The 4501-nt window shown below is 52.0% G+C and carries 2 protein-coding genes; both read left to right on the top strand.

Translation table 11 applies throughout. From position 1 onward, the window contains the following. Positions 1 to 1320, top strand: a 1320-nt coding sequence (locus tag Q7V06_RS07845; RefSeq protein ID WP_304840305.1) for a PEGA domain-containing protein, incomplete at its 5' end; no start/stop codon positions are given. Between the two features lie 148 nt (positions 1321 to 1468). Beyond that, positions 1469 to 4501, top strand: a 3033-nt coding sequence (locus tag Q7V06_RS07840; protein ID WP_304840303.1) for a DUF3344 domain-containing protein, incomplete at its 3' end; no start/stop codon positions are given.

The following is a 4501-nucleotide window of genomic DNA, read 5'->3' as shown; positions in this document are numbered from 1 at the left end:
GAGGCTCAGCAGGAGACTGGTCGAGAAGAAGAGGGCGAGAGGAGTACCCTCTCTCTTCCGGATATCCGTGATGTCAGATTGATATTCCCCTGGATGGGTTTGAATGGGATTAGGTCTGCTGCTCCCGTTCATCCCGAGGATGAGCCGATTCTGCCGGATGATGGTCTGATCCTGCCTGATGTGATCAGGATCGATCATACCAATACCTCCTATCCACTCACGGTCAGGTCAAATCCGCCCGGCGCACTCATCTCTCTGGATGGCGAGTACCTCGGGAAGGTGACGCCCTCTACGATACCTGACCTTCCATCAGGTCTCTATTCAATTGATCTCTCACTTGATGGCTTCATATCAGTGAGTGAGTCTGTGGTGCTGACGATGGAGCAGGTGGTCACCCTTGATATGCCGGTATCAGCATCAGGGAGCAGGGTGCTGAAGGTGGAGGACCCCGACCTCTATTCTGTCACCATCGGTGGAATATATGTCACCTCACGACCGGATGATGCTGAGATCTACCTGGATGGACGGCGCATCGGCAGAACGACACCTCAGGTGATCTATGGGGTGACACCCGGCATTCATACGGTCCGCCTTCGGTTGAAGGATGTTACCTTCCCGGTTGAGACCAAAGAGGTCAGGGTCTATCCGGGTGAGATCACCCCGGTATCATTTGCACGGCATGATGAGGTCTATACCCGGATGGTTCTCATCGATAACCCGGTCTTTGAGGGGATGGCCTTCTCAATCAATGGTCTGCTGCAGGCTGAGAAGATACCGGCAGAGGTTGATGTGAGGGGGTTGAATCCCTATCTTACGGTTAATACTGGCGTATCATATCTGACATACCGGATCAGCGGAGATCGGATCGACTGGAGTGATCCGGTGATGGGGAGCATCCTGGTTGAGTCATCACCGGCAGGGGGGGCGATCACCCTTGATGGATTCTCAACTGGTTTCCATACGCCTGCAACGATAGAGAATGTCTCGGCAGGTCCGCACCGGCTGCTCGTTTCAAGGCCCGGACATCTGCCGGCAGAGGCGGATTTCTGGATGACGCCATCGATCCATGATGGAGTCTCAGAGACGTTCCGGTTCACCCTTCAGCGGTACGTCTTTGGAACGCTCCGGATAGAGAGCACGCCTCCAGGTTCCCGAATCTATCTGTACGGGCAGAATACCGGTCTTCTGACCCCCCAGTCAATCTCCTTTATGAATATCGGTGGATATACTCTCCGGCTCACCGGTAAAGGCGGGGCAAAGACGGTGGAGACGACGGTACATCCGTACCAGGTGACCGGGGTGATGGAGAGTTTTACATAAATTTTTTTAAGGCGTTATATATCATAAGAGTAATTTCATAAGTATTATCATATGTGACATCAACAGATCTTATTTATGCTGGTTCGGGTTCTTCTGTACCAGGATGATAGTTGATCTGGAGAATACTATGACTTGTAAAAGTGTACCTATGAACCCGCTGTGGGTGGTTGCCCTTGCAATGGTTCTTGTTTTACTTATTCCTGCGGCGGTGAGTGCAGCTGATCTGCCGCTTGAAACCGTTCAGAGCGAAACGATTACCGGAGGACTCTATACTGGTGTTCTGGGTGTCTGGCCACAGACCAATGCCACAGTGGAGTTTACTCTGCCGTCGTATGATACCATCGAGTGGGCTCGGTTGTATACGCTTGTGTATGGGGGTCATCAGACAGATAACCGCTCAGGATGGGCAAACACCACCTTCAATGGTGAGATCCTTGGAGACGAGCTTCTTAGGATCGATGCACCAGTAATCGGGCAGGTCTATTTCGTACATGATCAGGTGAACCGGGTAACAAGTGACTATCAGATCTGGTATGATGTGGCAGATCGGATTGAGCAGGGAGACCAGGCGGTGCAGATCGAGACCAGTAAAGTGGATGATACCTTTGACGGTCGTATCCGTTATGTGGCGCTTGTTGTTGCATACACCGATGATGATGCAGATGAGATCACCTACTGGGTGAATCAGGGTCATGCGGTGACGGCAGGCACCTATAATCCTGAACCACGGGAGACCTCTTTTGATACGAGCATACTCTCAACCGTTCCGGATCGGGCGGATCTTTCGGTTATTCATACATCGAGTGCCGATGCGACCTATGATCTGAATGGAGAGGTATTGGTCGGTGGTGGTGCGGCTGTTGATGGAGTCCGTGTCAATACGTGGAATATTCCTGATTCTCTCACCCCTGGAGAGGAGAGTGACCTGACCGCAACACGATCCGGCACGTACAAGTGGACACTTGCCACCCTGGTGACCGGGCCTGATGCCGTTCTTAACATTACCTCCGTTGCGTACAACCCACAGGCAAACTCCGGCCATCGTCAGCTCTTTGCCCTTCAGCCAAATACGGTACAGATTCAGATTAACAATACCGGAAGTCTTGCAGCAGAGGATGTGCTGGTTCGACTGGTCGCATTGAACTACACCGAAGAGCTGACCGTTCCATTGATCGAAGCAGGCGGATCAGCCCTTGCAAACTTCACCGGATATATGCCGGAGGCTGCAGGTCTGGTGAACCTGACGATCATCGCTGGTGATGATGAGACCTTTGAGACGACGGCGACCGTCTATTATAATGGGTATAAAGGGAAGCGGTGGACGAATGGGACAGATATCGCAACCGACACCTATTTTGTCGGCAGTGTGAACGTCGCCTACTCGACCGGGGACTCTGCCTACTCGGGAAATAAAGAATGGACCGAGAAGACGGTCGTCTGGACAGAGGCGGATCTCCCGATACCTGATCTCCCGATGACGGAGAGTAAGGAGGTCCTGGAAGCACGGCTCTACCAGGGATATACCTGGAATAAGATGGCGACTGCTCCTGCACCGACGATGACGTTCAATGGTGAGGTCATCACAGCAGGTGTCTCCTATACCGATCGGAAGGGATATGGCAGTTATGACTACCCGGCAGGTCTGTATGGTTATGATGTCACCGATCTCTTCAATAAAACCGGGAACACCCTGACGATCACCGCTGAGGCGGATGCCGATTATGCCATCTATGGGAGTTACCTCATTGTTATATACCTGGATTCAGATCCGGTTATCCGGTATATCTATCTGAACGAGGGCTTTGATATCATCCAGTCGCATCCGGGATACTGCACAGATGACATTGAAGCGACGGCTTTTGCACCCTTCAATGATATTGACGACTTCGAGACAGCTGATGCGATAGCCATCGTCTTCGGGCGTCCGAATGTGGATAAGAGTGCCTTCTTCTTCAATGACGAAGAATATCCCGGATTCTGGGAGGCATACCAGGCAAATCCGGATCCCCAGGTTGGGTTCTCGGTCTATAATGTGACTGATGCCCTGGAGATGGACTATAACGAGGCTGCGATCAGAAGTGTGAAAGTCGGAACAAGTGGGGATTCACTCGTTGCCGCCGGAGCGATCCTGATCACTGAGTATACCTATTCATCACCATCCTTTGATATTAGCAACGTTGTATACAATCCGCAGGCAAACTCCGGACACCGCGAACTCTTCGCTCTCCAGCCGAACACCATTCAGGCGACAGTGAAGAATAACGGGACAGCACCTGCAGAGAACGCTACGGTCAGGCTTACTGCTGGTAATTATACTGAAGATACTCTCATTCCCTGGCTTGGTCTAAACGAGTCTACGCTCGTCAACTTCACCGGATATATGCCGGATATCGCAGGTCCGGTTAACCTGACGATCATGGCAGGGTGGGATAGTCTGACAACAGATGCCACCGTCTATTATAATGGATATAAAGGGAAGCGGTGGACGGAAGGAGACGATCTCACGACGGCATACACCTTCTCAGGTCCTGTCAATATCCTCTATTCGACCGGGGATGCCGAATACTCCGGCAATCTCTGGACAGAGAAGATGATCACCTGGACTGCAGAGAATCTCACACTGCCGGCAGGAGCGACCATACGTTCAGCCCGTCTCTATCAGGGGTACACCTGGAACAAGATGGCGACTGCTCCTGCACCAACAATGATATTCAATGGTGCGCTCATCTCCCCGGATGCTTCCTACACTGATCAGAAAGGGTATGGCTCCTATGATTATCCGGGTGGACTGCATGTCTATAATGTGACCTCTCTGTTTGACCCCTCTGGAAACACCCTCATGATCACACCGGAGGCGGGTGCCGACTATGGTATCTATGGCAGTTATCTTGTGGTCGTCTATGAGCATCAGGAGGAGACACGGAAGACGATTCTGATCAATGATGGATATGATATCGTCCAGTCACATCCGGGATACTGCACCGATGATCTGGAAGCGACTGCATATGCACCACTTGCCGGTGTCGATACCGTAGGGCTGGCAGATGCCCGGGCGGTTGCTATTGTCAATGGTCGTCCGAATGCAGATAAGAGTGCCTTCCTCTTTAATGGCGAGGAGTATCCGGGCTTCTGGGATGCGTATCTTGCAAACCCCGGCCCACAGGTCGGCTTCTCGGTCTAT

This window comes from Methanocalculus sp., assembly GCF_030651615.1.
Lineage (GTDB): Archaea > Halobacteriota > Methanomicrobia > Methanomicrobiales > Methanocorpusculaceae > Methanocalculus.
The sequence above is the reverse complement of the archived record's forward strand: the minus strand, read 5'-3'. Positions and strand labels throughout refer to the sequence as shown.